This window comes from Sphingomonas sp. PEI4 (assembly GCF_056679955.1).
On record NZ_CM155258.1, the window covers coordinates 3,209,718 to 3,233,644 of the forward strand.

The window sequence follows — 23,927 nt, forward strand, 5'->3', positions numbered from 1 at the left end:
TTTTGACCGCTGCCGCCAGCCAGGTTCTCGACCGCGTCCTCGTCCTCGAAATGGTCCGCGTGACCGAGGCCGCAGCGATCGCCGCCTCCACGCTCGTCGGTCGCGGCGACGAGAAGGCGGCGGATGCGGCCGCGGTCGAGGCGATGCGCGAGGCGCTCAACTCGCTCTACATGGACGGCACCGTCGTGATCGGCGAGGGCGAGCGCGACGAGGCACCGATGCTGTTCATCGGCGAGAAGGTGGGCTCGGCGATCGGCAAGGGCCCGAAGATCGACATCGCGCTCGACCCGCTCGAAGGCACGACGATCTGCGCGACGGCGGGGCCGAACAGCCTCGCCGTTCTCGCGATCGCCGAAGAGGGCGGGCTGCTCAACGCGCCCGACGTCTACATGGACAAGATCGCGGTCGGCCCGGGCTATCCCGAGGGCATCATCGACCTCGACAAGACGCCGACCGAGAACATCAACGCCGTCGCCGCTGCCAAGGGCGTGCCGGCGCGTGACTTGATCGTGTGCGTGCTGGATCGCCCGCGTCACGAGGCGTTGATCGCTGAGCTGCGTAAGGTCGGCTGCGGGATCATGCTGATCGGTGACGGCGACGTCGCCGGCGTGATCGCGACGTCCGATCCCGAGACCACGGTCGACGTATACATGGGTTCGGGTGGTGCACCTGAAGGCGTGCTCGCGTGCGCGGCGCTGCGCTGCGTCGGGGGGCAGTTCAAGGGCCGGCTGCTGTTCCGCAACGACGACGAGCGCGGCCGTGCGGCGAAGTGGGGGATTACGGACCTCGACAAGCAGTATGACCTGTCCGAACTGGCGAAGGGCGACTGCATCTTTGCGGCGACGGGCGTGACGGACGGGTCGTTGCTGGCGGGCGTAAAGCGGAAGAAGGGCAAGATGACCACCGAGAGCGTGGTTATGCGCGCGTCTTCGGGGACGGTGCGGTGGGTCAAGGGCGAGCATCGTACTGATTGATTTGGTGATGCTCTGACCGACAGCTAGGCACCTCCCCGGCGGAGGCCGGGGCCCAGGTGGAAAGGTCGGAGTAACGGAACGTTGCCGGTCGTCAGCAACGTTCACCAACTGGGCCCCGGCCTTCGCCGGGGTGGGGGCTACGGTGAAACGTCGATCCAGTGCACCCTGTTTCCCCGCGAAGGCGGGGACCCAGACTGGGCTCCCGCCTTCGCGGGAGAACAAGTAGGACGAGCGGTGAAGGCGTGGGCGGTGGAAGTGTCGGCATGATCCTTCCCAATGCCCTCCTCCTCGTCACAATCATGAGCCTGGTCTGGTTCCTCAAGGGCGACCTCCTCGGCTATCGCCGCATCAGGCGCCTCCCCGACACCGACTCGCGCCAGAAGACCTACCGCCTGTGGATCGCCAAGGCGGCGATCGCCTTCGTCCTTCCGGCGGTGATCGGCCTCGCGCTGCTCGGCCGCCTCGACGCGCTCGTCACCGTCCCGCTCGAGTTCGACGACCTTCGCATCCTGCTTCCGAGCTTCGAAGGCGACAGTCGTGCGTTCGTGGTCGGCATGATCGGTGGTGGCGCGCTCGGGGGGCTGGTCATTGGCGCACTCCTTGCCACCCGGCGGAACTGGCGCGTGCTCAAGCCGATCGGTAATGTCGGGTCGCTTCTCCCGCGCAACCGCCGGGAGATCGCGCATGCCGCCGCCATGTCGATCGCTGCCGGCGTGTCTGAGGAACTCGCCTTCCGCCTGTTCCTGCCGTTGCTGGTCGCGCTCGTCACCGGCAACGCCTTCGTTGCGTTCGGCGTCGCGATCGCGGTGTTCGGCGCGATGCATCGCTATCAGGGGCGGGCGGGTGTGATCGCGACCACGCTCGTCGGTGCGCTGATGGCGGCAGTCTACCTGATGACCGGCGAGCTGTGGCTGGCGATGGTCCTGCACGCGCTGATCGATCTCAATTCGCTGACGTTGCGACCTGCGTTGACCGGAGCGTGGCGCGCGGCTTGACTTCGCCTTCGTGGGTTCGTCCAATCGCGGCACGGTTCACGAAGGGAAAATCCATGTCGCGCCACGCCTTCCTGCTCGCGCTTGCGGTTACCGCAGCGATCCCCGTCGCTTCGCTCGCGCAGACGGCGCCGCAAACCGCGGTGCAGTCCCCCTTCACGTTCGAAGAGGTGATGGTGCCGATGCGCGACGGCGCGAAGTTGCAGACCGTCATCATGCGGCCGCGCGGGATGACCGGACCGCTGCCCATCCTGCTCCAGCGGACCCCCTACGGCGTGCCCGATGCGCCGTTCGCCAACGCCAACCGGTTCGCGGCGCTGATGAAAGACGGGTACGTGTTCGTATTCCAGTCTATGCGGGGGCGGTTCAAGTCGGACGGCGTTTTCACCCTCTCGACCGCGGTTCATTCGAACGATCCAAAAGCGGTCGACGAGGCGACGGACGCGTACGACACGGTCGGCTGGCTGGTGAAGAACGTCCCCGCCAACAACGGCAAGGTCGGCATGTGGGGCGTGTCCTACCCCGGTTTCGCCGCCGCGGTGGCGTTGGCGAACCCGCATCCGGCGCTGAAGGCCGTCTCCCCGCAAGCCGCGTGGATCGATTACTGGCAGTCGGACGACCTGCACCGCAACGGCGCGCTGCGGCTGAGCTACGCGACGGACTGGGTGTCGTCGCTGCAACTCGATAAGACCAAGAATTCCGACTTTGCGTATCCGAGCGATACCTACGACTATTTCCTGAAGGCGGGCTCGGCGGAGGCGATCGATCGGAACGTCTTCAAAGGCCGCGTGCCGATGTTCACGGCGCTGCTCGATCATCCCAATCACGACAGCTTTTATACCGCGCAGCGCTGGACGGACTCGCTCGGCAAGACGACCGTGCCGACGCTGAACGTGGCGGGGTTCTGGGATCAGGAGGATCCGTGGGGCTCATGGCAGATCTACGCCAGGCAGAAGCGCAACGATCCGAACCATCTCGCCCAGATGGTGGCGGGGCCGTGGCGGCATGGCGGGTGGCAGGGGGCGGCGGATCACCTGGGCCCGATCCCGCTGGGTACGGCCAGCGGCACGCAATTCCAGGAGCAGATCCAGGCGCCGTTCTTCGCATACTGGCTACACGGCAAGGGACCGCGGCCGGACTTTGCAGCGAAGATGTTCCAGTCGGGGTCGAACTTGTGGAAGACCTACGCGGTTTGGCCTCCGACGGGGGCGAAGGCGACCGAGCTGTATCTGCACGAAGACGGCAGCCTGTCGTTCACTGCGCCGGCCGCGGGCGAGTTGTGTCGCGATTACGTGTCCGATCCGGCGAATCCGGTGCCGTTCCGCAGGCGGCCGATGTCGGCGACCTATGCGAGTCCCGATTGGGCGTGGTGGGAGGCGGACGACCAGCGCTTCGTCGATCACCGGCCGGATGTGCTTGGCTATGTATCGGAGCCTCTCGCCGCGGACCTGACGGTGACGGGGGCGCTGTCGGCTACGTTGCAGGCGTCGACTACGGGCACGGACAGTGATTTCGTGGTGAAGCTGATCGACGTGCTGCCCGACGATACCGAGGTGTTTGATGGCCGCACGGCACAGCCGGGTGACTATGCGAAGACGCTCAACGGGTATCAGCTGCCGATCGCAATGGAGGTCCGGCGTGGGCGGTTCCTGGCGAGCGATACGGCGCCGCAGCCGCTCGTGCCGGGTAAGGTCGTCGCATGGGACGTGCCGCTGCGTGACCATGACCATGTGTTCAAGGCGGGGCACCGGATCATGGTGCAAGTGCAGTCGAGCTGGTTCCCGATGATCGACCGCAACCCGCAGTCGTTCGTGGCGAATATCGGGCGGGCGAAACCGGGAGATTACGTGCGGGCGACGCAGAAGGTCTGCGCCGGCTCGCGGATCACGTTGCCGGTTATGCGCTGAGAAGCTTGTTCTCCCGCGAAGGCGGGAGCCCAGAGTGGGTCCCCGCCTTCGCGGGGAAACATGGTTTTAGTTCTTCATCCGCCAACCGGTCTTGAAGATCCAGGCTATCGCAATCAGGCATACAGCGAGGAATCCGGCCGTGACCGCGAGGCTCACGCCGACCGCGACGTCGCCCTGCCCGAAGAAGCTCCAGCGGAAGCCGCTCACCAGATACACGACCGGGTTGAACAGGCTGACGGTGCGCCACGGCTGGGGCAGCATGTCGATCGAGTAGAACGCGCCGCCGAGGAACGTCAGCGGCGTGATCAGCAGCGCGGGGACGAAGTTCAGTTGCTCGAAGCCGTTCGCCCAGACGCCGATGATGAACCCGAACAGGCTGAACGCCACTGCGGTCAGGATCAGGAACGTGATCATTGCGAACGGGTGCTCGATCTGCAGTGGCACGAAGAACGACGCGGTCGCGAGGATGATGAGCCCGAGGATCACCGACTTGGTGGTCGCCGCGCCGACGTAACCGATCACCATCTCCATTGCCGAGACGGGTGCGGAGAGGAGTTCGTAGATCGTGCCGGTGAATTTGGGGAAGTAGATGCCGATCGACGCGTTCGAAATGCTCTGCGTGAGCAACGACAGCATGATCAGGCCGGGGACGATGAAGCTGCCGTAATCGACGCCGCCGACATGCTGCATGCGGCTGCCGATCGCGCCGCCGAAGACGATGAAATAGAGCGAGGTCGTGAGGACGGGGGTGACGAGACTCTGCCACAAGGTGCGCAGCGCGCGCGCCATTTCGAAGCGGTAGATCGCCCAGATGCCGTGGGTGTTCATGCGCGTTCTCCTCCCGTCATGCCGGGCTCGTTCCGGCATCCACCGTTCCGCATAATCTTTGAGCCGTTGGTTTGCGGCACGGTGGACCCCGGAACGAGTCCGGGGTGACGGAGGAGTCTGGACGGGGTCATGCGCGTTCTCCGACGAGATCGACGAAGATGTCTTCGAGGCTCGATTTGCTGGTTTCGAGATCCTTGAAGCCGATGCCGAGTTCGGCGAGTTTGCGCAGCAACGACGGGATGCCGGTATGATCGGCCTGCGCGTCGAACACGTAGCGGAGGCGCTTGCCGTCGTCTTCCAGGGACAGGTCCCAGTCGGCGAGGTCGGCGGGGATCGTCGTCATCGGGTCCTGGAGCGAAACATCCAGCTCGCGCTTGCCGAGCTTCTTCATCAGCGACGCCTTGTCGTCGACCAGCAGCAGCTTGCCCTTGTCGATGACGCCGACGCGGTCGGCCATCTCCTCGGCCTCCTCGATATAGTGTGTCGTCAGGATGATCGTCGTGCCGCCTTCGCGGAGGCGGTGGACGAGCTTCCACATGTCGCGGCGCAGGGCGACGTCGACGCCCGCGGTGGGCTCGTCGAGGAACAGGATCTCGGGTTCGTGGGCCAAGGCCTTGGCGATCAGGACGCGACGTTTCATGCCGCCCGAGAGTTCGCGGATCTTCGCGTCGCGCTTGTCCCAGAGTGAGAGGTCGCGGAGGACTTGTTCGATGTACGCGCTGTGGCCGGAGCGGCCGAACAGGCGGCGGCTGAAGGTGACGGTGGCGAGCACCGTCTCGAACATGTCGACGTTCAGTTCCTGCGGCACGAGGCCGATGCGGCTGCGGGCCTGCTTATAGTCGCGGATCGCGTCGTAGCCGGCGACCTTGATCGTGCCGGCCGTCGGCGTGACGATGCCGCAGATGATGCTGATGAGCGTCGTCTTGCCTGCGCCGTTGGGGCCGAGGAGGGCGAAAATCTCGCCCTTCTTGATGTCGAGGTCGACGGGGTGGAGGGCTGTGGTGCCGCTCTTGTAGGTCTTGGTGACGCCCGCGATGGACAGGATCGGTTCGGTCATTGGCACCCCTTTTTCGTGGGTGTCAGATGGGGAGCGGGGGACGGGAAAGTAAGGGCTGCCGAACCCACTCCGTCATGCCGGGCTTGTTCCGGCATCCACCCTTCCGCGAACCAACGGCTTGAGAGTTTGCGGGACGGTGGACCCCGGAACTAGTCCGGGGTGACGGAGTGGGTAGGGTTAGTCCGCTCTTGCCGCAGCCACCGCCTTTTGCAGGTCCTCCAGCGGCAGCGCGCCGGAGAGGACGCGGTCGCCGACCACCCAACTCGGCGTGCCGGTCATGCCGAGTTTGGCGGCGGTTTCCATGTTCTTGGCGATTTCTGCGTCGGCGGTTTTGGTGAAGCTTGCTTGCGTGGTGTCTACGCCTGCCCGGCTCGCGGCCGCTGCGATCGAGGCTTCGCTGACCTGGCCGCCTGCGTAGAGCGCGTCGTGGAAGGTGGCGAACTTGCCCTGTTGTGCCGCCGCCAGGCTGGCGCGGGCGGCGATGCGGCTTTCGGCGCTGAGGATCGGGAGTTCGCGGAAGACCACGCGGACCTTGGGGTCGGCGGCGATCAGCTTGGCGATCATCGGCAGGCTCGCGCGGCAATATCCGCAGTTATAGTCGAAATACTCGACCAGCGTGACGTCGCCCTTGGGGTTGCCGGCCCAGGCGCTGCCGAACGGGGTGACGATCGCGTCGCGGTTGGCGGTGACGGTCTTGCCGGACTCGCGGTCGCGAAGCTTTTCCATCGCCTCGGGGAGGATTTCGGGGTGCGCGAGGACGTAGTCGTGGACGATCGACTCGACCTGCGCGCGCTCGACGCCGCCGCCCTGGCGGTCATAGCCCCAGACCGCGAGGCCTCCGATAACGGCGCCGGCTACAGCGATCGCCGGGAATGTGAATTTGCTCATTTGCGGCGCTTATACTGCTTGGGATTGTCGTCCATCTCGTTCTGGGCGGCCATCGCGATATCCTGCGCGCGGATCCAGTCGGTCGTGTTCGCGGGGATGTTCGCCAGCGCATATTGCGCGCTCGCCGACGCGGTCCGCATGTCGCCGCCCATGCTGGCGCGCTCGGCGGTGGCGAGCGCTGCGCGTGCGGTGTCGCCGGTCAGCTCGTAGACGGTGCCGAGCTGCATCCAGGCGAACGGGTTCTGATCGTCGCGACCGACCGCGGTGCGTAACACCTTGGTCGCCTCGGGATAGTTCGCCTTGTTCTCGGTCGCGATCAGCGCGTGGCCGAAGGTGGTGGCGATCAGCGGGTTGTTGCGCGAGCCTTCGGTGGCTTCGCGCAAGGGGACCAGCGACTCGACCGGCTTGCCGGCTTCGAGCAGGATCTGGCCCTTGATCTCGAGGAAATACGGATCGGTGGGTTCGGCCTTCACCAGCGCGTTGGCCTCGGCATCGGCTTTTTCGGGGTAGCCGGCTTTGTGGTACGCGTAGGCGCGGGCGTAGTGCGCGTAGATCGACTGGTTCGAGGGCGGGTAGGCCTGCAGCGTCTGGTCGGCGGGCATGACGTAGCCGGCGAGCTTGGCCTTTACGCGGCGGAAGCGTTCTTCGAGGGCCGCGTCGGGTTTGTTGGCCCAGGCGGGGGAGGCTTGCAGATCGGCGGTGAGCGTCGCGACGCGTTCGCCGGACAGCGGATGCGACTGCATGAAGGGATCGATGTTGGCGGTGCCGAAGCGGTATTCCTGCTGCTGCAATTTCTTGAAGAAGCTGAGCATGCCGCGGCCGGTGACGTTGGCTTCGCGCAGGAATTTGGCGCCGGTGGCGTCGGCGGTGGATTCCTGGACGCGGCTGAACGAGAGATAGGTGCCCATCGCCGCCTGCTGGCCCGCGGCCATGATGCCGGCGCCCGCTTCGCCGCTGCCGGCAGCCATCGCGGCGAGGCCGAGGACCATCGAGAGGAGGTACATGCCCATTGCGGGCTTGGTACCGCGGTCGGCGAGGACAACGTGGCCGTCTGCGATGTGGCCGAGCTCGTGCGCGATGACGCCCTGGACTTCGTTGGCGTTGTCGGCGGCCTGGATGAGGCCTGAGTGGACGTAGACGGTCTGGCCGCCGGCGACGAACGCGTTGATCGAGTCGTCGTTGATGAGGACGACCTTCACGTCACGCGTCGATAGCCCGGCCGCCTTGATGAGCGGGTTGGACATCTCCGCGAACATCGTTTCGGTCTCGGCGTCGCGGAGGATCGACTGGGCTTGGAGGGGCGTCGTCCAGAGGAGGAGGGCGGTGGCTGCGGCGGCTACGAAGCGCTTCATTTTACGGGTTATCGTTGATTGGGGGCGGGGGGGCAATGGTCGTGCGGCCGGGCGTGCGGTGGAGTGAAGTACAGGAAGTATAGGCGCGGGGAGCGGTTTTTGCGGGGTTGATGGGGAGTGGGGGTGGCGTTGGGGAGGGGAGCAGGGTCTGCTTGTGTAGGACAGGGGTTTGCCCGGGGGGGTAAGTGGGTGGCGACACCACCCGCTGTCCTCGTCTCTCTCTCTCTCCGTCATCCCAGCGAAAGCTGGGATATCATCGTTTGGCGGGTGTCGCGTGCCACGTGGGATACCCCAGCTTGCGCTCGGGTGACGGGTTTTGGTTCGTTGGCGTGAGATGGCGTGTTCTTGAAAGTGCCGTCTGACCACCACCCCCGGCGGAGGCCGGGGTCCAATTGGGGAACGATGCTAACTGTGGGCGGGCCTCGATTATTGCCACCGTTCCAATTGGGCCCCGGCCTTTGCCGGGGTGGTAGCGATTGGAGGTTTCATGTGTGCCCCAATACGGCGCTGGAACCCAAACCTCGCATCGCTCTCCTGTCTTGTTCACCCGCGAAGGCGGGTGCCCAGTCTGGGTCCCCGCCTTCGCGGGGAAACAAGCTTTCGACCTTCCCGAGAGGGGGCGTTGGACGCTGAAGGATACCCCGCGGCCCGACGATCGCCCCTCGCCACAAACGAAAACGGGCGCGGCCTTTCGGTCGCGCCCGTTTCCTTGGTAGTTAGGCTTCGGCGTCAGGCGCCGAAGGTGCGCTGCCACCAGCCGCGGCGGGGGGAGCCGTCGGGGTCGTCGTTATTATCGGCTGTGTCGATGTCCTGAGGTTGGACTTCGGCCTTTACCGGGGTGGTCTCGAACGGCGTGGCGAGCGGCTCGCTGGTCGGGGCAGCATCGCCGGCTTCGACGATCGGCGTCTTGCGAGGACGACCGCGGGGCTTGGCGACCTTTACAGGCGCTTCCTCGACGGGCGCGGCCTCGACCGCCGGAGTCTGGACCGTTGCGTCCGATGCCTTGCGACGCGCACGCTTCGGCTTCGGCGCGGAGGCTTCGATGGTCTCGGCGGGCGTTACGCTCACCTCTTCCATCGTGGCGTCGGCGACCGCCGCGCGGCGACGGCGGCCCGGCTTTGGGGTCGGCTCGGCAGCGACGGGCTCTGGAGCGACCGGCTCCGGAACGACGGGCTCCGGAACCACCGGCTCCGGCGCAACCGTCTCGGCTTCCGCCTCGACCGCGCGCGGCTTGCGACCGCGGCGTGCCTTGGGCGCTGCATCCGCCACCGCCTCAACGATGTTTGCCGCAGCGGCGGCCGCACGCGCGCGCGGACGACGGCGCATCTTCGGACCCTCGGCGACTTCCGCGACCGGAGCTTCCTCGACGGCTGGCGTGAACGCGGGTTCGTAAGGGGGCTCGGCATAGGTCGATTCGACCGGCTCGTACGCTTCCGCTTCTGGTGCCTCGGCGATCAGCTGGGCGTCGTCGACGCTGCTGACGGCGACCGACTGGCCGTTCTCCGAGCCCTGCTCGTTGCGGCGACCGCCACGACGCCCCCGACGACCGCGACGACGACGGCCTTCGCCCTCGACGCCATTCGCCTGGTCGGCAGGAGCGCCAGCCTCGACCGCTTCGCCACCGCCGACTTCGACGATGTCGCCCTCGACCTCGTCGATTTCCTCGACGTTGGTGTCGGCGTCTTCGAACGAACCGTCCTCGTTGGCGCCCTCTGCTGCGCCCTCTTCACCCGGACGCGCGCGACCGCGACGACCGCGACGACGACGGCGCTTCTTGCCGCCTTCACCGTCTGCATCGCGACCCTCACGGGGTGCATTCTGTTCGCGGGGCTCACGACGACGCGGCTGCTCGGCTTCGGCCTCTTCGACCTCGTCCTCCTCGATCTCGTCCTCGATCTCCTCGGGGAGGTCGTCTTCGTCTTCCTCGATGATCTGGATGAACTTCGGGGCGTGCGCGGGCGGCGGGCCGCTGGCATCGACCGTCATGTGCGCGCCTTCCTCGTCCTGGCCGGGGATGATCTCGACGATCACGCCGTAGCGATCCTCGATCTCGGCGATGTCGGCGCGCTTGCGGTTGAGGATGTAGACCGCCGCTTCCTGGCTCGCGCGCAGGGTGAGCAGCGAACCGCGACCGCGGGCGGCCTCGTCCTCGATAAGGCGAAGCGCCGAGATGCCCGACGACGACGCGGTGCGGACCAGGCCGGTGCCTTCGCAATGCGGGCAGGGGCGCGTCGAGGCTTCGAGCACGCCGGTGCGCAGGCGCTGGCGGCTCATTTCCATGAGGCCGAACGACGAGATGCGGCCGATCTGGATGCGCGCGCGATCGTTCTTGAGCGCCTCCTTCATCGCCTTCTCGACCTTACGGACGTTGGAATTGTTATCCATGTCGATGAAGTCGATGACGACGAGCCCGGCCATGTCGCGCAGGCGGAGCTGGCGGCCGATTTCCTGGGCGGCTTCGAGGTTGGTCGCGGTCGCGGTCTGCTCGATCGAATGCTCGCGCGTCGAACGGCCCGAGTTGATGTCGATCGAGACGAGCGCCTCGGTCGGGTTGATGACGAGGTAGCCGCCCGACTTCAGCTGGACGACGGGGTGGTACATCGCGGCAAGCTGATCCTCGACGCCAGCGCGCTGGAACAGCGGTACGGGGTCGGCGTAATGCTTGATGCGGCGGGCGTGCGTCGGCATCAGCAGGCGCATGAACTCGCGCGCCTGGCGATAGCCGTCCTCGCCCTCGACGATGACCTCTTCGATTTCCTTGTTGTAGATGTCGCGGATCGCGCGCTTGATCAGGTCGCTGTCGCCGTAGACGAGCGCGGGGGCCGACGCGTTCAGCGTGGCTTCGCGGATGCCGTCCCAGAGGCGGGCGAGGTAATCGAAGTCGCGCTTGATCTCGACCTTCGAGCGCTGGAGGCCCGCGGTGCGGACGATGCAGCCCATCGACGGCGGCAACTGCATGTCGGCCATGATCGTCTTCAGGCGCTTGCGATCGCCCGCGTTGCTGATCTTGCGCGAAATGCCGCCGCCGTGCGACGTGTTCGGCATCAGCACGCAGTAGCGACCGGCGAGGCTGAGGTACGTGGTCAGAGCCGCGCCCTTGTTGCCGCGCTCCTCCTTGACGACCTGGACGAGCAGCACCTGGCGGCGATGGATCACGTCCTGGATCTTGTAGCGGCGGCGCAGGTTCATGCGACGCTCGCGCAGGTCCTCTACCGCGGCATCGTCGGCGCTTGGCTTGCGCTTGCGACGGGGTGCGTCACCGGCCTCTTCGCCGCCTTCGAGCTCGTCGGCGACGTCGGGGTCTACCCCGCCATCGTCCTCGAAGCGCTCGATGTCGTCCTCGTCGTCACCCTCGTCTTCGTCCGAATCGTAATCGGCGCGCAGGGCGGCCTCCTCGGCGGCATGTTCTGCTTCCTCACGGAGAAGCGCGTCGCGATCTTCCTTGGGGATCTGGTAGTAATCGGGGTGGATTTCGCTGAACGCGAGGAAGCCGTGGCGATTGCCGCCGTAATCGATGAACGCCGCCTGGAGCGACGGCTCGACCCGCGTGACCTTGGCGAGGTAGATATTGCCCTTGAGCTGCTTGCGTTCGGCACTCTCGAAATCGAATTCCTCGATCCGGTTACCCTTGACGACTGCGATCCGGGTCTCTTCCCGGTGGCGTGCGTCGATCAGCATGCGCGTTGTCATTATAGATTCTCCGCGCGCGCGCCGGGCCTGTCGGCAGCCGTTGCGCGCTTGATGGTGGTGCGGTCGGGCACGGACGCCCTGACTCGCGGATGGTATGCGAAACTGCCTCTGCTCGGTTCGCATGCCGCGGGAACTCTCCCTGCGGCGCCCGCACGACCGCGATACCGTCGGCGAAAGCCGGTCGGAGAGCGGGGCGGGGGGAATGCGTCATTCGAGCGTCAACCTGAAGTGCGGCGCCGGCGAAGGATCCGCAGGCGGGCGTGGAGACCGGCGCGTCGCTGGTAAAACTAGGCGACACACGGCTGTACGACAAGACTAGCACTGCATACCCGATCTCGCAACTAGCCCCGGAGAGCCTGGTTTCGCGCGCGTTTCGGCTCGAATTAAGGGCGGGAAGGCGCAGATTTGCCGGGCCGGCACAGCCTTGCCGGCAAATTCATGGCAAACGGCAAATTAACCGCACACCGCAACCCGCTCTTGGGACGCCGGGGCTTACCTTTCCGTGCAGCGATCGGATGTATCGATCAAAGGGGTGTATCATGGCTTTTCGCTGGACCGGCGGGCGATCCGCACGGCAAGGACGCGGGGTGTTCACGGTGATCGCCCTCATGGCCGGCTGGCTGTCGAGCGTCCCCGCCTGGGCGGCGACCGTGCAGAGCGTCGCGATTCGTGACGGGCGGATCGTCATCCGCTTCGACGAAGCGGTCGGCAACGCCGTTAGCCGCGTGCTGACCGGGCCGCGTCAGATCGCGGTCGACGTGACCGGCGCGACTCCGGGACGCGAGGTCGCGGCGCGGGGGCTGGTGACCGGCGTTACGCAGATGCGCAGCGGGCGTTCAGGCATGCGAATGGTGTTCGATCTGGCCGAGCCGGCCATCGTCACGGACGGCGGGTTCGATTCCGATGGGCGGGAACTGACGCTGGCATTGCGCACGGTCGATCACGCCCAGTTCGCGCAGGCGGGGATCGCCGGGCCGCTGAACTTCTTCCCGTTCAATTTTGGGGCTGCGTCGCGGCCCAAGTACAAGGTGTCGGTCCCTGTGCCGCCCAAGGCGCGGGGCATGAAATTGCCGCGCGTGCAGGGCGACGACACGCGACCACTGGTGGTGATCGATGCAGGGCATGGCGGCGTCGATCCGGGCGCGATCGGGCCGAACGGACTGCGCGAGAAGGACGTGACGCTGAAGGTCGCGAAAGCCATCCGCGACGAGCTGCTGGCGTCTGGGCGCGTGCGCGTGGCGCTGACGCGGAGTGACGACCGGTATCTGATCCTGCGCGAACGGTACGGAGTTGCCCGGCGGTTGAAGGGTGACCTGTTCATCTCGATCCACTGCGACAGCACGGGCTCTGAAAATGCGACCGGCGCGACGGCTTACACACTGTCCGAGGTGGCGTCTGACAAGGAAGCGGCACGGCTGGCGGCACGAGAGAACAAGGCGGACGTGATCTCCGGCGTGAACCTCGGCGAGGCGCCCGCGGACGTGTCGTCGATCCTGATCGACCTGACTCAGCGCGAGACGATGAACGCCTCGGCGACGTTCGCGCGGTTACTCGGGCGCGAGGCCAGGCCGTTGATGCCGCTCAAGGCGAACTTCCACCGGATGGCGTCGCTGATGGTGTTGAAAGCGCCCGACATGCCGTCGATCCTGTTCGAGACGGGCTATATCTCGAATCCGCAGGACGCGGCGTTTTTGGACAGCGAGGAAGGGCGGCACCGGATCGCGGAGAGCGTGACGCGGGCGGTCGAGGTGCATTTCGCGCGGCGGATGGCGGCGCGGTAGCAAGCTAGTGGTGCGCGATACGGTTTCCTCCCGCTCCTCCGTCATGCCGGGCTCGTTCCGGCATCCACCGTTCCGCATAATCGAGAGAAGTGAGTTTGCGGAACCGTGGACCCCGGAACAGGTCCGGTGACGGAGGGGGCGGTGGTTGCGCTCCAGAAGCTTACGCGGCATTCGGGAGCCTGAATTTTCAGGACACACCAGATGACCGACGCGACGCGGGGCGTACCCGAAACGGGACCCGAGACGAGCATGCGCGAGCTTACCTTTCGCGGGATCGTGCTCGGCGGGATCATCACTTTGCTGTTCACCGCGGCGAACGTCTATCTCGGGCTCAAGATCGGGCTGACGTTCGCGACGTCGATCCCGGCGGCAGTGATCTCGATGGCGGTGCTGCGGGCGTTCAAGGATTCGACGATCCTCGAGAACAACATCGTCCAGACGATCGCATCGGCCGCGGGCACGCTCGCCGCGATCATCTTCGTGCTGCCGGGTCTCGTGATGATCGGCTGGTGGCAGGGCTTTCCGTTCTTCACCACCGCGGCGATCACAATGTTCGGTGGCGTGCTCGGGGTGCTGTTCTCGGTACCGCTGCGCCGCGCGCTGGTCGTCGACACGGTGTTGCCGTACCCTGAGGGCCGCGCGGCCGCCGAGGTTCTGAAGGTCGGCGCGGGCAGTCGCGAAGGCGGCGAGGAAAGCGCGCGCGGGTTGGGCATCATCGTCGCCAATGCGGTCGTCTCGGCCGGTTTCGCGATCCTGACGCAGACCAAGCTCGCCGCCGCCGAAGCCGCGACGTGGTTCCGCGTCGGCGCAGGTGCGACCGGGATCTCGGGCGGGCTGTCTTTCGCGTTGCTCGGCGCGGGGCATCTGGTCGGCATCTCGGTCGGGATGGCGATGTTCGCGGGAGTGGTGATCGGGTGGTGGATCCTGCTGCCGATCCTGACCTCGGGCGGGAGCGTGACCGGCACCGCCGAAGTGATTGCGACCACCGTGTTCCGCTCGGACGTTCGCTTCTTCGGTGCGGGCGTGATCGGCGTTGCCGCGATCTGGACGCTCTTGAAGATCGCCGGGCCTGTCGTTGGCGGGGTGCGTTCGGCGCTGGCGGCTTCGGCGGCCAAGCGGGGCGGCGAGATTCTGGCGCTGGAGGAGCGCGACATTCCGATCGGGATCGTCGGGATCGCGTCGCTGGCGATGCTGGTGCCGATCGGCATCCTGCTGTGGACGGTGTTGCAGGGTGGTCCGCTGGAGGCATCGGCGATCGGGCTGATCGCGGGGAGCCTGGTGTTCATCCTCGTCATCGGCCTCGTGATCGCGGCGGTGTGTGGATACATGGCGGGGCTGATCGGCGCATCGAACTCGCCGGTGTCGGGGATCGGCATCCTCGCCATCCTCGCGGCGTCGATCCTGCTGGTGTCGTGGTTCGGCCGCGCGGTCGAGCCGGGGACGACGCAGGCGCTGGTCGCGTACGGATTGATCGTGACGGGCATCGTGTTCGGGATCGCGACGATCTCGAACGACAATCTCCAGGATCTGAAGACCGGCCAGCTGGTCGGCGCGACGCCCTGGAAACAGCAGGTCGCGCTGTTGATCGGCGTGGTGTTCGGGTCGATCGTGGTGCCGCCGGTGTTGAACTTGCTCGGTAGCACTCTGGGGTTTGCCGGCGCGCCGGGGGCGGGGCCCAATGCGCTGGCGGCGCCTCAGGCGGCGTTGATCTCGGCGCTCGCGAAGGGTGTGCTGGGGGGCAATCTGAACTGGGCGATGATCGGGTATGGGGCGCTGACTGGCGTTTTGGTGATCGCGGTCGACGAGTTGCTCGGCAAGGCGGGCAAGCTGCGGTTGCCGCCGCTTGGGGTAGGGCTCGGCGTGTATCTGCCGATGTCGGTGACGCTGCCGGTTACGATCGGGGCTGTCGTCGGGTTTGCGTATGATCGCTGGGCGGACCGGGCTCGGGATCCTGAACTTGCCAAGCGGATGGGCGTGCTGACGGCGACGGGCATGATCGTCGGGGAGTCGCTGTGGGGCGTCGGGTTTGCGGGGATCGTGTACCTGACCAACCAGGAGACGCCGTTGGCGCTGGTCGGGGACGGGTTTGCTAGCGTGGCGTTGGTTGGCGGGACGCTGCTGTTCGCGGTGCTGACGTGGGTGATGTATCGGCGGACGATGGCGGCTTCGCGGTAACTCACCCGTCGAAGTAAGGTTGTTTCCCCGCGAAGGCGGGGATCCAGACTGGGCTCCCGCCTTCGCGGGAGAACAAGATTGGGTTGGGGCCTTGGCCCATTCCACCACCCCGGCGGAGGCCGGGGCCCAATTGGAAAGGTGGTCGTAACGAAGCGCAGTGCGCCGTTATCTAGGGCCCCCAATTGGGCCCCGGCCTTCGCCGGGGTGGTGCTTCGGTATGGTGGTCGGGACGTGATCCTAACCCACCAGCCTTATTTCATCGCAGCGAGCATGTCCTTGATCGGCACGAACGCGAACCCGACCGAACTATCCGCAATACCGTACGGCATGAAGATCGTATCCCCATGCTTCAGCGCGCCGCAGCTGTAGACGACGTTGGGCACATACCCCTCGCGGTCCTGGTCCTTCGCGGCTAGGATCGGCTGCTTGGTCCGCCCGATAACCTTCGACGGATCGTCCTTGTCGAGCAGCACCGCGCCGATCGAATATTTCCGCATCGCGCCCACACCATGCGTCAGCAACAGCCAGCCCTCGTCGAGCTCGATCGGCGGGCCGCAATTGCCGATCTGCACCAGCTCCCACGGATATTGCGGCGTCAGGATCTTTTCGCCGTCGTCCCAGTCGGTCAGCGTGTCGGACTTGAGCAGGAACAAATTCTCGCCGTCCTGCCGGCCGATCATCATGTACTGGCCGTTCACCTTCCGCGGGAACAGCGCCATGCCCTTGTTGCGGGCGGCCGGGCCGGTCATCGGCACCAGGTCGAACGCGCGGAAATCGCGGGTGCGCATCAGTTCGGACTGGATCACCGAGCCGTTATACGCGGTATACGTGCCGATCCATTCATACTCGCCGTTCTCGTGCTGGAACCGGACGATGCGCAGATCTTCGAGGCCCTTCGACTGCGCCTGCGTGATCGGGAAGATCACCGTGCCGCTCAGCGTGCTGTCGCGGTGGCGATAGACGGTGACGGGGCCGACCGGCATCTCGTCCTCGCCGCTGCCGACTGCATCCGTTGCGGTCGCGAACGGTGGCTCGGGCGCGAGCTTCATCTGGTTTTCGCAGGTGATGATGCCCTCGCGGAACGCCACCGACGAGATGTGACCCTCGCCGACCGCGCGCAGCGACATCAGTATCCGCATCGAGCCCGGCGGCATCCCCGACTGGTCGAAATGCGGCACTGCGCTTGGGTTCATGAGCGCGGCGGCGGCATAGCTGTATTCGTGACAGAAATACGCACCGATCAGCTGACGCTTCTCGTCGCCGATCTCCGAGCCGTTAAGCCCGAGCATGTCCTCGATCTGGTCGTAGCGCGTCATGAACACGCGCCGCGTCTGCCAGTGGCGTGCCTCGAAATCCTTCAGCACGACCTCAAGCTGCGCGCGCGCCTGCGCGGACGTCATCTCCAGCACTTCGCCGACAAGCCGCTCGGTGCGGCTCGGTGCGCCGCCATGACCGCCCCAGGCGATATGGAACGGCCGCACGACGACACGCGAAGGGTCCGCGTGCAGCCGCAGCTGGTGGTTGAACAGATCCATCGTAGCAGTGCCCCGCGTCGTTCCACTCAGCGCACCGTCGCCTGTCAGGCTGTCACTAGCGTGGCTAGGCGACGACGCGCGCCGCTCCTGCCACGCTTTGCGCTGCCTTTGATACCCCTGAAATCGCACAGCTTGCGAGTTGGAGCGCCAAAATCGACTCGGCGCCCTGGTTCCGGTTGAGCCCGTTGGGCATCAAACCATCGTAGCAACCGCCATCCGCGACGCTCGCGAGCGGCAGGTCGAGGTCGTTGACGCCCAGGAACCAGCCATAGGCGCGCAACGCTTCGTCACGCCAGCGCACGTCGCCGGTCGCGTCATACGCCGCGGCGCATGCATCGACCGTCGCTTGAGCCTCCAGCGGCTGCTGATCGAACTGCAACGGTTCGGCATAGGGCCGGTGGAAGCTTTCCGACCCGACTGCGCGGAAGCGACCCTCCGGCGAAGTCTGCTTGGCGACGATCCAGTCGAGCGTGGCTAGGCCGCAGTCAATCAGGTCCTGACGGTCAAGCGCCTGGCCTGCCCGGATCAGCGCCTGTGGGAGGCGCGTATTGTCATAGGCCAGCACGATCTCGAACCACTGCCATTCGGGGCGGCGTGCCTTTGCGAGCAGGTCGAGATGGACCTTGGGGAAGGCCTCGAGGATCGACAACGACAACTGGTGACCGGGCTTGGCCTCCAGCATCGCCGCCGCGCCGAGCATGGCGAACGCCTGCGCGCGAAGGCTGCCGAGTTCGAGCGCCATCGATGCGGTGGAATCGAACATCGCCGTCGCCCAGTCGCGGTGCTTGGCGGCCTGCGCATCGCGCGCGGTGACGCCGAGCGACCAGAGCGTGCGGCCGTTCGAATCCTCCGAACCCGAATCCTCGCACCAGGTGCGATCGAAGTTCATGAAGTTGCGGAACCGGCGCGTGTCCGGATTCCAGGCATACTGCACGAACGACGCATAGATCGTCATCCACTTGTCGCGGGCGACATCGTCGAGACCCGGCATCGCACTCATCAGCATCAGCGCGCGGCAATTGTCGTCGATGCAGTACCCGTGGCGACGATCGGGGATCGAATAGATCGAATGCTGGAGCATGCCGGTCGAATCGCTCATCCGCTCGACCGCGGCGAAATCAGGCGTCAGCAGCTTCAGCGGGGCTGGCACCTTGGCTAGGCGAAAAGGGCGCGCCGCCACGATCGCACGGATCTCCGTCATCATCGCCTCGGCGAGCTTTGGCCAGATCATCGTGCGGCCGCGCGCATAGGCACGCTCGGCCAGACGGTTGCGATCGCGATCGTTCGACATCAGCGCGTCGATCTCGCGCGCGAACGCATCGATGTCGCCGAACGGGACGAGCACGCCGTGGCCATCCGCGAGGATCTCGGTCGCGTGGACATAAGGCGTCGAAATGACGGGCTTGCCGACGCCAATCGCGTAGCTGAGCGTGCCCGACGTGATCTGCGCAGGGTTCGTGTACGGCGTCACATAGACGTCCGCCGCCTGGAGATAATCGAGCAGTTCGCCATGTTCGAGGAATGCATCGACGAACGCGACATTGTCGGCAACGCCCTTCTCTGTTGCGAGCGCCTTCAGCTTGTCGCGGTACTTCTCGCCTTCGTACGCGACGAGGTTCGGGTGGGTGGCGCCGAGCACGACGTACAGCAGGTCGGGATGCTTCGCGATCACCGCAGGCAGCGCGTTGATGACCGTCTCGATCCCTTTGTTGGGGGCGAGCAGGCCGAACGTCAGCATGACCTTGCGGCCTTCCCAGCCGAACTTGTCCTTCAGCGTCGCGGGATCGAGCAGGTCGCGATCGGGCACGCCGTGCGGGATCATGACGATCTGGCGCGAATTGGCACCATAGACACGCTGGAGAATGTCGCGGCCGCGCTCGGCCATGACGATTACGCGGGCAGCACGGCGCAGCAACCCTTCGAGCACGCGACGCTGGTCGGCATTGGGCTTCTCGAGAATGGTGTGCAGAGTAACGATGACCGGCAGGGTGGTGCGATCGAGCAACGCGAGGAGGTGCTCGCCTGCCGGACCGCCGAAGATGCCGTATTCGTGCTGCAGCCAGATCGCCTGTGCGCCACTGGCTTCGATCTTTCGTGCGGTGTCGATATACGCCGACAGGTCGGCTTCGGCGATCGTGCCCGTGACTTCAGCGGGGTAATCGTACCTGCCGGGATGATCGTCCATCGCATACACATCGACGGCGATCTCGGGAAAGCGCGCGCGCATGGCCGTGAAAACGTCGGTCGTGAAAGTGGCTATCCCACACTGCCTCGGCAGAAAATTACCGATCAGCGCCAGTCGCGCGATATTCCCACCGTCCGCCGGTTTCACCATACCCTGTCCCTCGTTTGAGCGCGCACTTCTGGGAAGGCCCGGTCGCGCAATCAATTCAACGGTTCAGATAGCATAAAGTTTCCTCACATACTGCAGTGCAGCACGGGAATAATATCGGTCTAAATCAAATCGATATTTTCCGTGCCTCATCCGCGACCTTCATCCGCGACCTTCATCCACGACCTTCATCCTCGGCCGCGATACGGGGCGACTCCCTGGTCGGGCAGCCAAAGATCTTGTGGCGGTGCACTCGATTGCCAGAACACGTCGATCGGGATTCCACCGCGTGGATACCAGTAGCCGCCGATACGCAGCCATACCGGCTTCATCTCGTCGAACAGGCGTTCGCCGATGCCCATGGTGCAATCCTCGTGGAACCCGGCATGGTTGCGGAAGCTGCTCAAGAAGAGCTTCAGCGACTTCGACTCGACGATCGTCTCGCCCGGGACATAGTCGATGACGAGGTGCGCGAAGTCGGGCTGGCCGGTGACCGGGCACAGCGACGTGAACTCGGGTGCGGCGAACCGCACGAGATACGTCCGGCCGGGCCGAGGGTTCGGAACATAATCGAGCACGGCCTCTTCTGGAGAGGCGGGGAGGGCGCTGTTTTGGCCGAGATGCAATGGGTTCGTTGGAACGGTCATGAGCCTCCATGTAGGAAGCGAACGGGACAGCGCAAAGTGGGTGATACTGCTCGTCGTCATGCCGGACTTGTTCCGGCATCCACCCGTCCGCGGACTCCATGGTCGGCGAGCGTGCTGAACGGTGGCCCCCGGAACACGTCCCGGGTGACGGAAGGGTTGAGGATATGACCGCGAAGACGCTCGTACCGATCCTCGGCGATCAGCTTACGATGGATCTCGCGTCGCTCCGCGGTTGCGACCCTGCGACGACGATCGTGCTGATGATGGAGGTCGATGAGGAGACGACCTACGTCCGGCACCACAAGCGCAAGATCGCATACATCCTGTCGGCGATGCGGCATCATGCCGAGGCGCTGCGCGAGGCCGGGTGGACGGTGGAATACACCAGGCTCGACGACCTCGACAACGGGGGCAGCTTCACCGGCGAGATCGCGCGGGCGGTCGAGCGGCATGACCCCGAGCGGATATTCGTGACCGAGGGCGGCGAGTGGCGCGTCATGGCGATGCTCGAAAGCTGGGAGACGCTCTTCGGCATCCCGGTCGAGATCCGCCGCGACGACCGTTTCATCGCCAGCCATGCCGACTTCGAAAACTGGGCGGCCGAGCGCAAATCGCTGACGATGGAGTGGTTCTACCGTCAGATGCGGACGCGCACCGGGTTGCTGATGACGGACGGCAAGCCCGAGGGGGATCGCTGGAATTTCGACAAGGAAAACCGCAAGCCTGCCAAGAACGACCTGCTCATGCCGCGTCCGCTGGTGTTCGCGCCGGACGCGATCACGCGCGACGTGCTGGCGCTGGTGGCGGAGCGGTTCGCGGATCACCCGGGGAGCCTCGACGGGTTCGATTATGCGGTGACCGCCGAAGATGCCGAGCGGCAGGCCGCGAACTTCTTCCGCCACGCGCTGCCGCAGTTCGGCGATTACGAGGATGCGATGCTCACCGGCGAGCGGCATCTGTGGCACTCGATCCTGTCGCCGTACATCAATTCGGGACTGCTCGATCCGCTCGACCTATGCCGGCGGGCGGAGGCGGAATATCATGCCGGTCGCGCGCCGCTGAACGCGGTCGAGGGCTATATCCGCCAGATCATCGGCTGGCGCGAATATATGCGCGGCATCTACTGGCGCGAGGGGCCGGACTATGTCGAGCGCAACTTCCTCGATCATACCCGCGAACTCCCCGGCTGGTACTGGACCGGCGAGACCGACATGCACTGTTTGCGCGAGGCGATCGGCCAGACGCTGGAGACAGCGCACGCGCATCATATCCAGCGGCTGATGGTGACGGGCAATTTCGCACTGCTGATCGGCGCGGACCCGGCGAAGGTCCACCTCTGGTATCTGGAGGTGTATGTCGACGCCTATGAGTGGGTCGAACTCCCGAACACGCTGGGGATGAGCCAGTTCGGCGATGGCGGGCTGCTCGGGTCGAAGCCGTATATCTCGTCGGGCGCATATATCGATCGGATGTCCGATTATTGCGGGCAATGCCGGTATAATGTGAAGCAGCGGATCGGGCCGGATGCGTGTCCGTTCAATGCGCTCTATTGGGATTTCCTTGCGCGGCACGAGGACAAGCTCGGGCGTAATCCGCGGCTCGCGATGCCGTATCGCAATTGGCACAAGCAGACCGAGGCGGACCAGCAGGCGACGCGCGCGCAGGCGGCGGGGTTCCTTGCCTCCCTCGACGCGAGCGGCCCCGCTGGCTACTGACGGCTTCAGCACAAGGAGCCGCATATGGACGCGTTGGTAAGCACCGAATGGCTGGCGAACGAACTGGGCGCGAGTGATCTGCGGATCGTCGACGCGACCTATGCCGAGGGACGCGACACGGCGGCGGAATATGAGGCGGCGCATATCCCCGGCGCGGTATTCATGAACCTCGCCGAGCTGCGCGATACCGACAGCGACCTCCCCAATATGTTGCCGTCCGCGGAAAAGTTCGCGAGCCGGATGCAGACGCTGGGGCTCGGCGATGGCAGCCGGATCGTCCTGTACGACAGCTCGCCCTGGCACACCTCGGCCCGGGCGTGGTGGATGCTGCGGCTGTTCGGCGCGCACAACGTCGCGATCCTCGATGGCGGGCTGGCGAAGTGGCAGGCCGAGGGGCGCGAGATCGCGTCGGGCAAGGAAACGCCACGGCATCGTCACTTCACGACCTGGGCGGACCTGAAAGGCGTGCGCGATCTCGACCAGATGAAGGCGAACGTCGAGAGCGGCGCGGAGCAGGTGCTCGACGCACGCTCGGCGGCGCGTTTCACCGGTGCGGAGGAAGACCCGCGGGCGGGCACGGCGCCGGGGCATATTCCGGGCTCGAAGAACCTGCCCCAGGGCGCGATATTCAACGCAGACGGCACGTGGAAGACGGGCGACGCGCTGAAGGCCGAGTTCGACAAGGCCGGCATCGATCTGTCGAAGCCGCTCGTCACCACCTGCGGCTCGGGCATCACCGCATCCGTCCTCGCATTCGGCGCGCACCTGCTCGGCAACGAGGCGGCGCTGTACGACGGCAGCTGGTCCGAATGGGGCGGCGATCCGTCCACACCCAAGGCAACGGGAACAGCATGAGCGACACGAACAAGCCGGTCGGCGATGCGACCAAGGTAGTCCTCGCCGGCCGTCGCAAGGAGTGGACGCAGGGAATCGTCAGCCCGCCGGTCTGGCGCGCCTCGACCATCCTCTACGACTCGGTCGGCCACCTCCGCGACAGCGCCACCCGCGATACGCACCACCGGCTGTTCTACGGGCGCAAGGGCACGCCGACGCAGTGGAGCCTCGCCGACGCGCTGACCTCGCTCGAGCCTGGCGCGGAGGGAACGTTCCTCTATTGCTCGGGCGTCGCGGCGATCGCCGCGGCGCTGCTGTCGGTACTGTCCCCAGGCGACGAACTGCTGCTCGTCGACAGCGCCTACGACCCGACGCGCGGCATGGCGGGCGGCCTGCTCAAGCGGTTCGGCATCACCACGCGCTATTACGACCCGATGATAGGCGCGGGCATCGCCGATCTGATCGGCGAGAATACGCGGGCGGTCTTCATGGAGAGCCCGGGTTCGCTCAGCTTCGAGGTGCAGGACGTCCCCGCGATCGTCGCCGCCGCCAAGGCGCGCGGCGTGACGACGCTGCTCGACAACACCTGGGCCACCCCGCTGTTCTTCCCCGCAATCGAGCGCGGCGTCGACCTGACGATCCTCGCCGGCACCAAATACGTCGTCGGCCATTCGGACGTCATGCTGGGCTCGGTCACCGCCGCACCCGGCCATTTCAAGAAACTCCGCGAGACCAGTTTCCAGCTCGGCCAGGTCGCCAGTCCCGACGATTGCTGGCTCGGCAGCCGCGGCCTCCGCACGATGGCGGTCCGCCTCGCACAGCACCAGTCGAGCGCGCTGACCATCGCCAAGTGGCTCAAGTCCCGCCCCGAAGTCGCGCAGGTACTCCACCCCGCACTCCCCGATTGCCCCGGCCACGACCTGTTCGTCCGCGACTTCAAGGGCTCCAGCGGGCTGTTCTCGTTCGTCCTGAACGGCGGCGACGAGGCATCGCGCGCTGCGCTGATCGATACGCTGCAACTGTTCGGCATCGGCTATAGCTGGGGCGGCTTCGAAAGCCTCGCCATCCCGGTCGATCCACAGCGCCATCGCAGCGTCACCAGGCGCGACGCCGCCGGCCCGATGGTCCGCCTCCAGATCGGCCTGGAGGATCCAGCCGACCTGATCGCCGACCTCGAAGCCGGGCTCGCCGCGTTCTCGATCGCGAACGGCTAGACTGTT

The 23,927-nt window shown here is 65.8% G+C and carries 16 protein-coding genes; 8 read left to right on the forward strand and 8 right to left on the reverse strand.

Annotation, left to right across the window (positions count from 1 at the left end):
- The first annotated feature begins 2 nt into the window (after positions 1-2).
- The 3 genes from glpX to AC1MLZ_RS14860 all read left to right on the forward strand — a co-directional run bounded on the left by glpX (position 3) and on the right by AC1MLZ_RS14860 (position 3,873).
- Complete coding sequence (gene glpX, locus AC1MLZ_RS14850; protein WP_107963207.1) at positions 3-974, forward strand: class II fructose-bisphosphatase; 972 nt, start codon at positions 3-5, stop codon at positions 972-974.
- 263 nt (positions 975-1,237) lie between these two features.
- Entirely contained in the window at positions 1,238-1,969 is a 732-nt protein-coding gene (locus tag AC1MLZ_RS14855) for a CPBP family intramembrane glutamic endopeptidase (protein ID WP_480959146.1), read from the forward strand.
- Between the two features lie 53 nt (positions 1,970-2,022).
- Positions 2,023-3,873, forward strand: a complete 1,851-nt coding sequence (locus AC1MLZ_RS14860; protein ID WP_480959147.1) for a CocE/NonD family hydrolase — start codon at positions 2,023-2,025, stop codon at positions 3,871-3,873.
- A 66-nt stretch (positions 3,874-3,939) separates the two neighbouring features.
- Here the strand turns inward: AC1MLZ_RS14860 and AC1MLZ_RS14865 are convergent, their stop codons facing one another.
- From AC1MLZ_RS14865 to AC1MLZ_RS14885, 5 genes are all read right to left on the reverse strand, one after another.
- Positions 3,940-4,701, reverse strand: a complete 762-nt coding sequence (locus tag AC1MLZ_RS14865; protein WP_480959148.1) for an ABC transporter permease — start codon at positions 4,699-4,701, stop codon at positions 3,940-3,942.
- Between the two features lie 127 nt (positions 4,702-4,828).
- Positions 4,829-5,758, reverse strand: a complete 930-nt coding sequence (locus AC1MLZ_RS14870) for an ABC transporter ATP-binding protein (protein WP_480959149.1) — start codon at positions 5,756-5,758, stop codon at positions 4,829-4,831.
- A gap of 177 nt (positions 5,759-5,935) precedes the next feature.
- Positions 5,936-6,646: a DsbA family protein gene (locus AC1MLZ_RS14875; RefSeq protein ID WP_480959150.1), complete on the reverse strand. Its 711-nt coding sequence runs from the start codon at positions 6,644-6,646 to the stop codon at positions 5,936-5,938.
- Entirely contained in the window at positions 6,643-7,998 is a 1,356-nt protein-coding gene (locus AC1MLZ_RS14880) for a M48 family metalloprotease (RefSeq protein ID WP_480959151.1), read from the reverse strand. The genes AC1MLZ_RS14875 and AC1MLZ_RS14880 overlap by 4 nt, the downstream gene beginning before the upstream one ends.
- Before the next feature lie 729 nt (positions 7,999-8,727).
- Positions 8,728-11,676, reverse strand: a complete 2,949-nt coding sequence (locus AC1MLZ_RS14885; RefSeq protein ID WP_480961572.1) for an Rne/Rng family ribonuclease — start codon at positions 11,674-11,676, stop codon at positions 8,728-8,730.
- Between the two features lie 551 nt (positions 11,677-12,227).
- Between AC1MLZ_RS14885 and AC1MLZ_RS14890 the strand changes: the two genes are divergently transcribed.
- Together AC1MLZ_RS14890 and AC1MLZ_RS14895 are read left to right on the forward strand one after the other, a co-directional pair.
- Positions 12,228-13,469 (forward strand): N-acetylmuramoyl-L-alanine amidase, encoded by a 1,242-nt coding sequence (locus tag AC1MLZ_RS14890; protein WP_480959152.1) that lies wholly within the window; start codon positions 12,228-12,230, stop codon positions 13,467-13,469.
- Positions 13,470-13,670: 201 nt separating this feature from the next.
- Positions 13,671-15,644, forward strand: a complete 1,974-nt coding sequence (locus AC1MLZ_RS14895; RefSeq protein ID WP_480959153.1) for an OPT family oligopeptide transporter — start codon at positions 13,671-13,673, stop codon at positions 15,642-15,644.
- 251 nt (positions 15,645-15,895) lie between these two features.
- On the opposite strand, the gene AC1MLZ_RS14900 is transcribed toward AC1MLZ_RS14895, so the two are convergent.
- From AC1MLZ_RS14900 to queF, 3 genes are all read right to left on the reverse strand, one after another.
- Entirely contained in the window at positions 15,896-17,179 is a 1,284-nt protein-coding gene (locus AC1MLZ_RS14900; RefSeq protein WP_480959154.1) for a glycoside hydrolase family 130 protein, read from the reverse strand.
- Between the two features lie 64 nt (positions 17,180-17,243).
- A complete protein-coding gene (locus tag AC1MLZ_RS14905; protein WP_480959155.1) occupies positions 17,244-19,514 on the reverse strand; it encodes a glycosyltransferase family 4 protein in 2,271 nt (756 codons plus the stop codon).
- Positions 19,515-19,699: 185 nt separating this feature from the next.
- The gene (gene queF / locus AC1MLZ_RS14910) at positions 19,700-20,158 is read right to left on the reverse strand and encodes a preQ(1) synthase (RefSeq protein WP_480959156.1); all 459 of its coding nucleotides are present in this window, start codon (positions 20,156-20,158) and stop codon (positions 19,700-19,702) included.
- A gap of 164 nt (positions 20,159-20,322) precedes the next feature.
- Between queF and AC1MLZ_RS14915 the strand changes: the two genes are divergently transcribed.
- From AC1MLZ_RS14915 to metC, 3 genes are read left to right on the forward strand one after another with little or no spacing between them, the layout of a single operon-like run.
- Entirely contained in the window at positions 20,323-21,873 is a 1,551-nt protein-coding gene (locus tag AC1MLZ_RS14915; RefSeq protein ID WP_480959157.1) for a cryptochrome/photolyase family protein, read from the forward strand.
- A 24-nt stretch (positions 21,874-21,897) separates the two neighbouring features.
- Positions 21,898-22,728: a sulfurtransferase gene (locus tag AC1MLZ_RS14920; protein ID WP_480959158.1), complete on the forward strand. Its 831-nt coding sequence runs from the start codon at positions 21,898-21,900 to the stop codon at positions 22,726-22,728.
- Positions 22,725-23,921 carry a cystathionine beta-lyase gene (metC, locus tag AC1MLZ_RS14925; RefSeq protein ID WP_480959159.1) on the forward strand — a complete coding sequence of 399 codons (1,197 nt, stop codon included), beginning with the start codon at positions 22,725-22,727 and terminating at the stop codon, positions 23,919-23,921. Before AC1MLZ_RS14920 ends, metC begins: the two co-directional genes overlap by 4 nt.
- The last annotated feature ends 6 nt before the right edge of the window (positions 23,922-23,927 follow it).